At 55.7% G+C, this 6,064-nt stretch carries 5 protein-coding genes; 3 read left to right on the top strand and 2 right to left on the bottom strand.

Translation table 11 applies throughout. From position 1 onward, the window contains the following. The 3 genes from VEI96_07680 to VEI96_07670 form a co-directional block, all read left to right on the top strand. Positions 1-212 (top strand): 3-methyl-2-oxobutanoate dehydrogenase subunit beta (locus tag VEI96_07680; protein ID HXX57867.1); only part of this gene is annotated, 212 nt, incomplete at its 5' end. Between the two features lie 42 nt (positions 213-254). Continuing rightward, on the top strand, positions 255-3,263 hold the full coding sequence (locus VEI96_07675) for a chemotaxis protein CheB (protein HXX57866.1): 3,009 nt from the start codon (positions 255-257) through the stop codon (positions 3,261-3,263). A gap of 21 nt (positions 3,264-3,284) precedes the next feature. After that, on the top strand, positions 3,285-4,985 hold the full coding sequence (locus VEI96_07670; protein ID HXX57865.1) for a PAS domain S-box protein: 1,701 nt from the start codon (positions 3,285-3,287) through the stop codon (positions 4,983-4,985). A gap of 2 nt (positions 4,986-4,987) precedes the next feature. On the opposite strand, the gene VEI96_07665 is transcribed toward VEI96_07670, so the two are convergent. Then, the gene (locus tag VEI96_07665) at positions 4,988-5,530 is read right to left on the bottom strand and encodes a macro domain-containing protein (protein HXX57864.1); all 543 of its coding nucleotides are present in this window, start codon (positions 5,528-5,530) and stop codon (positions 4,988-4,990) included. A 218-nt stretch (positions 5,531-5,748) separates the two neighbouring features. Continuing rightward, on the bottom strand, positions 5,749-5,892 hold the full coding sequence (locus VEI96_07660) for a hypothetical protein (protein ID HXX57863.1): 144 nt from the start codon (positions 5,890-5,892) through the stop codon (positions 5,749-5,751). Between the last annotated feature and the right edge of the window lie 172 nt (positions 5,893-6,064).

The following is a 6,064-nucleotide window of genomic DNA, read 5'->3' as shown; positions in this document are numbered from 1 at the left end:
TAACCCTCTTCCCCTTTCCCGAAAGGGAGCTCGGTGCCCTAGCAGGTGATAAGAGGAGATTCCTTACGATCGAGCTGAACGCCGGACAGATGGTCGAGGACGTGAGGCTCTCGATAAACGGCAGATCGGAAGTCCATTTCTACGGAAGGCCCGGCGGAGCGATCCTCTCTCCAGAGGAAGTGCAGGAGAAGATTCAGGAACTCTATGGATAGAGAACCTATGCGGCGAAGCATGGGTTGTTAGGGGGAACCGATATGGAGAAGAAGAAGTTGGCAGCAAACAAGAAGGCGATTTTGAGGAAGGTCAAGCCCGTGACCGTTAAAAAAAGCAAACGATCTGCACGGACAAGAGGATCCGATGCTGCTTCAAAGGGAAATAACCGTCCGCTCTGTATCGTGGGAGTCGGCGCCTCGGGAGGCGGTCTCGAGGCGGTGGAAGCATTCCTGACGCATATGCCTGCCGACGGGGACGTTGCGATCGTCATCGTGACCCACCTCGACCCGACTCACGCGAGCATCATGGGCGACCTCCTGACGAGATACACCGCGATGGATGTCTTTCAGGCCGAAGACGATATGATCGTGAGGAAGAACTGCGTCTACATCATCCCCCCGGGAAAAGACATGGCGATCATGAAGGGCTCGCTCCAATTGCTCGAGCCGCAGGTGATACGGGGCATGAGGCACCCCATCGATTTCTTCTTCCGCTCCCTCGCGAAGGACCAGAACGAGAGGGCGGTCTGTATCGTCCTTTCGGGGGCAGGAACGGACGGGACCCTCGGTCTCAAGGACATAAAGGGCGAGGGCGGCATGGTGATGGTGCAGGAGCCCGAAAGCGCAAAATACGACGGGATGCCGAAGAGCGCCGTAGACTCAGGCCTTGCGGACTTCATACTGCCTCCCGAGAAGATGCCGGAGCAGTTGTTGAAGTACGTGAGGCACCCTTACGTCGTGGCGACGGCAAAACGGGACGTCTTGATGACCAAGATATCCGAAAACCTCCATAAGATACTCCTCCTCATAAGGAGCCAGACAGGCCGCGACTTCTCCTATTACAAGGAGACGACGATCGTCCGGAGGGTTGAAAGACGGATGAACGTGAACCAGATATCGGAAGTGACGCACTATATCAGTTACCTCCAGCGGAACCCCGTCGAGATAGAGCTGCTCTTCAAGGAGCTCCTCATCGGCGTGACGAGTTTCTTCAGAGACGCCGAGGCGTTCGAGACCTTAAGAAGAAAGATTGTTCCCCATGTCTTCTCAAAGAAGCAGGCCGGGGGAACCGTGAGGGTCTGGGTCCCGGGATGTTCGACGGGGGAGGAGGCATATTCCATCGCCATCATGCTGAAGGAATATATCGAGAAGATGAAGAAGGATTACAATGTCCAGATATTCGCCACGGACATCGATACGGGCGCGATCGAGAAGGCCCGCTCGGGCATCTACCCGGATAGCATCGCAAGCGACGTCTCTCCCGACCGTCTGAAGAGATTCTTCGCGAAGGGCGATAATACCTTCCAGATAAAGAAAGAGGTCAGGGAGATGGTCGTATTCGCGGTCCAGGACCTCATAAAGGACCCTCCCTTCACGAGGCTCGACCTCGTGAGTTGCAGGAATCTCCTCATCTATCTCAACCCCCAGATCCAAAAAAGACTTCTGCCCCTCTTCCATTTCGCTTTGCTCCAGGACGGGATACTCTTCCTCGGTACCTCGGAGACTGCCGGAGAGGCGGGCGACCTCTTCGCAACGATAGAGAAGAAGTGGAAGATATACAGGCGCAAGAAGGCTACCCTTGCTGCCCGGGCTGAGAACCTCGATTTTCCGGCGATACCGCCGCTGAAGGGGATAACCGAGGCACAGAGGACCGGCATCGGCAGAAGACCGGAGCAGCCGGTCATCTTAGACCAGGTCGCAAAACGCCTCCTCCTCGATGACTATACCCCGCCCTGCGTCATCGTGAACGATAAGAATAACATCCTTTACATCCACGGGAAGACGGGGAATTTTCTCGAGCCGGCGCCGGGAGAGGCGAGGATGAACATCCTCGAGATGGCGCGCGAAGGCCTCGAATTTGAGCTCGGAAGGGCGATCAAGAAGGCGTTGACACAGAAGAAGGAGGTTGTTCACGAGGGCGTGCAGGTCAAATACGACTCTACGGTCCACTACATCGACCTCGAAGTAAAGCCGATAATGAGACCAGAGCAGTTGAAGGGTCTCCTGCTCGTCGTCTTCAAAGATGCGCCGACGCCCGCGCATCTGGAGAGAGCGGCAAGGGCGGTCAAGAAAGGCGAGGCGAGCCGCCATTCCCAGATCGAGAAGGAGCTTGCCTCGACAAAGGAGTATCTCCAGCATACGATAGAAGAGCAGCAGTCGTCCAACGAGGAACTCCAGTCGATGAACGAGGAACTCCAGGCATCGAACGAGGAGCTCCAGTCTACGAACGAGGAGCTCGAGACCTCGAAGGAAGAGATCCAATCGATAAACGAAGAATTGGTGACGGTGAACGCCGAACTCCAGAGTAAGATCGAGGAGCTCTCTCACGCGAACAACGATCTCAATAACCTGCTCGCGAGCACCGACATAGCTGTCATCTTCTTAGACAACAACCTCGTGGTCAAACGCTTCACGCCTGCCGCCACGAAGTTAGTGAACCTCATTCAGTCCGACATCGGTCGGCCCATGGAGCAGATTACGACGCTCTTCGATGGCGAAGCGCTGGTCAAAGACTCCAGGGAAGTGCTGAAGACCCTCGCCTTCAAGCAGAGGGAGGTGCATACGAAAAAAGGGCTCTGGTATGAGATGAGGATCATTCCCTACAGGACGATGGAGAACGTCATCGACGGCATCGTCATGACCTTCATCGACATCACCGAGCATAGGAAGGTCGTCGAGCTTGCAAGAGCGTCCGAGGAAAAGTACCAGATTCTCTGCCGGACGACGCAGGACGGCATCGCGCTCCTTGACGAACAGGGACACATCTCGGAATCCAATCTCGAGTTCCAGAGGCAGACCGGGAGGAAGGCCGAGCAGCTTAAAAAGATGAAACTATGGTCCCTGAGCCCTCATGGAGATATGGAAGAGGTCAGGAAGGCGATAGCTTACATAAAGGAGAAGGGGGGCGTTTCTTCAAAGGAGATGAAAGTGCAAAAACCGGAAGGCGAGATCGTCACGTTGGAATTTGACGGAAAGGCCGTAATCATAAGGGGCAAGAAGTTCATCCACATCGTCACGCGCCGGAAGAAGACAAAGAAGGGGAAGAAGTGAGAGACAGGCCCTGAAGGACCGATGAAGAAGACCAAACCAAGAATCTGCAAGCAGCCCGGGAAGAAGCCGGCAGACCCGCTCCGCAGGCGTGCCGAGACGCTCGTCAGAAAGCGACACGGCGATGGGAAATTAGAGAGACTTTCCGACGAGAGCGCGTTGTGCCTGATTCACGAACTTCAGACACACCAGATAGAACTGGAGCTGCAGAATGAGGAGTTGAGGCAAGCGCAATACAATCTTGAAGAGGCACGGACGAAATACGCCGACCTCTATGACTTTGCCCCCGTCGGATACTTTACGCTCGACAAAAACGGTTTCATCCTCGAGACGAATCTCACCGGAGCGTCCATGTTGGGGTTCGAAAGAAGAAAGATACTCGGGAGACCCTTTATAGGTTATGTTAAGAGAGGTTATGTTAAGAGAGGGTATGTCAAGAGAGGGTACAGCGATATTTTTGGCGATCACATCAGGGAAGTGATAAAGACGGGCAAGCCTCAGACGTGCGAGCTTGGGCTCACACGAAAGGACGGCACCGACTTTGCCGCTGCCCTTGAGAGTGTCCTCTCCGCCGGGCAGACGATCCGGACGGTAATGATCGACGTCAGAGAACGCATGCGGACGGAGGATGCCCTGAGGGAAAGCGAAGAACGATTCCGGCTCATCGCGGAGTCGAGCACGGATGTCATTTTTCAGGTTGATCGGGACGGAAGACTGGTCTACTGCTCACCGTCGGCTCAGTTGTACGGCTTCGACTCTACGAGAGTCGGCGGCATGAGCTTCGAGCGTTTCTTCGAACCGGGCGAATTTCTGAAAGCGAGAGAGACGCTGCAGAAAGTGCTTTCCGGGGAAAGGCTCAGCCTGCTCGACTTCAAGATGCAGCGAGCCGACGGTACGCCGATGGATGTCGAGATCAGTGTCAGCCCGGTTACAAAGGACGGGATCATTGTCGGGGTTCAGGGTGTCGCGCGTGACGTCACCGAGCGCAGGGAGATGGAGTGCGCTTTGCTGGCTGCGAAGGATGAACTCGAAGCACGTGTTCAGGAGAGAACCGAGGAACTGAAGCGTTCCGAGGAATCGCTGCGCAACCTCACCGCGCATCTGGAGGCGGTGAGAGAAGAGGAACGGGCACACATCGCCCGCGAGATCCATGACGAGCTCGGACAGTCTCTGACCGCCCTCAAGATGGACGTATCGTGGCTCGGCAATAAATACAAAGATCATGACACCGTGTTTGAAAAGACGAAATCGATGTCCGATATGATCGATGAAACGATCATGACGGTGCAGAAGATCATCTCCGAACTGAGGCCGTCCATCCTCGATACCCTCGGTACTGTAGCAGCCATTGAATGGCTCGCCGGTGAGTTTCATAGACGGGTCGGGATCCCCTGTAAGGTCTCCTTCAGCCGTGGGCATATCGATCTCGACAAGGATCGCTCGACGGCGGTCTTCCGCGTCTTTCAGGAGGCGCTCACGAATGTCGCCCGCCATGCGAAGGCCACACGGGTCGAAGCGAGCGTCAAATGGGGCGATGACATTATCCTGACCGTGAAGGACAACGGCAAGGGAATAACGAAAGAGCGTCTCTCCGATCCCGAATCCTTCGGGCTGATCGGCATGAGGGAGCGTGTCAAATTCTTCGGAGGGGAGATCGATATCCGTGGAAGGGCCGACAAAGGAACCACGGTGACGATGCGCATGCCGCTCGCTCAGGAGAAATAGGGCTACGTAACCTTACCGACCTCGGTCCTGAAGAGACCCGCCGTGAGGTCATCATAGACGCAGAATTCGACCAGTTCGAGGCTTGTCTTTGGAGTCTCTCTGAGGTATGCCGCCACTTCCCTGACGAGTATCGCGGCGCACCTCTCTTTCGGAAAACCGAAGATGCCCGAGCTTATGGCCGGCAGGGAGATACTCTTCAGACCCTTTCCCGATGCGAGCTTGAGGCTGTTGAGTACCGCGTTTCTCAGTTTATTGTCTTCGTCGCCTTCGCCCATCCTCGGCCCCACGGCATGGATCACATACCTGGCGGGCAGCCTTCCCGCTCCGGTGACAGCGGCGTTGCCGACAGGGACAAAGCCGATGCGGTCGCTCTCCTCCTGTATGATGCTGCCGCCCTTTCTCACGATCGCGCCTGCGACGCCTCCGCCGTGCTGAAGATGGGAATTGGCCGCGTTCACGATCGCATCGACATCGCGTTCCGTTATGTCCCCCTGAACGAGTCTCAGGGTCTTGCCGTTGACGGTCTTCTCGATGATTATCTTCATGGCTGACCTCCTCCCTGGACTATTATAGAAAAATTTCTTCTGTGATAGAATAGAGAAAAGAGGAACGGAGGTAAGACACAGCGGTCATCCACGGAAATATATCGGGCCTGAAAGGGACCCAGATACACGCGCTAGAGAGGATCTATCGGAGGAGGGTTCCGCAGGATAAAGTCATCACGCCCGAACTCGGCCGCTACCTTGCCGAGGTCTCTTTCGATCTAGGCAGGCAGATAGGCCTCCTCATCGAACGATCCGGGAAGATCGCCTACGTCATCGTCGGGGATGCGAGGGGAATCCTCCTCCCGGACCTTTCCTACTATCCTCTCGGGAAGAAGCCGCTCAGGGGGCTCAGACTCGTCCATATGCACCTCAAGGACGAACCCCTGAACCAGGATGACCTCACCGACCTCTCCCTCCTCAGGTTCGATCTCATCGCCGCGGTCGGGATAAAGGATTCTCTCCCTGACAAGATATACGCCGCCCATCTCATGCCCGAGGGCGCCGGAAAGCCGATAGAGATTCTCTTACCGCAGA

It is taken from the genome of Thermodesulfovibrionales bacterium (assembly GCA_035622735.1).
GTDB lineage: Bacteria > Nitrospirota > Thermodesulfovibrionia > Thermodesulfovibrionales > UBA9159 > DASPUT01.
This window is presented reverse-complemented; position numbering and strand designations above follow the sequence as displayed.